General features: G+C 64.5%; 1 protein-coding gene. It reads right to left on the reverse strand.

Annotated features, from left to right (window positions below; translation table 11 throughout):
- A partial coding sequence (locus ACFFIA_RS42415; protein ID WP_377262973.1) for an IS110 family transposase occupies positions 1-513 on the reverse strand: 513 nt, incomplete at its 3' end.
- Positions 514-620 lie beyond the last annotated feature (107 nt).

The raw sequence follows: 620 nt of genomic DNA on the forward strand, positions 1-620 counted from the left end.
CAACTTGATCTGCGCGTCCTCGAGCAGCTTCTCCGCCCGGTTACGCTCCGCGGTCGCCTCCGCCACCAGATCGACCCGGTACCGGGTCAGATCCCGCAGCATCCGAACCGGCTCGGGCGGCACGAAACTCGGCCGGATCATCTGCCGTTCGGCGACCTTGCACAACCACACCGCGTCCAGCTTGTCGGTCTTCGGCCGCCCAGGTAGATGCTTCACGTCCCGAGCGTTGACCAGCCACACCTCGAAACCGTGCGCCTCAAGCAGGTAGAACACCGGCTTCCAGTAGTCACTGGTTGCCTCCATCACCACCCGGGTCACCCCCAGCACGGTCAGCCGATCAGCCAAGCCGATCAACGACCGGGTCACGGTCGCGTAGGTCTGCACCTCCTGCAACCGACGTCCCGGCTGGCCCACGTCCGGCACCCGCGCGCAGCACACCAGCGACGCTTTACCAATGTCCAGCCCCGCGACATGACTGACAATCTGTTCCTCATCACGTGCCTGCTCCAGCAACGAAACCCTCCCCACCAGCACAAATCAGCAAGGACGGCCGCCCGCGGCAGCCACCGGATGGGCGAATCTAACTCGCGTGCTCGCAGCAACAATGAAGGGCCCATAAC

Source organism: Phytohabitans kaempferiae (genome assembly GCF_042433955.1).
Classification (GTDB): Bacteria; Actinomycetota; Actinomycetes; order Mycobacteriales; family Micromonosporaceae; genus Phytohabitans; species Phytohabitans kaempferiae.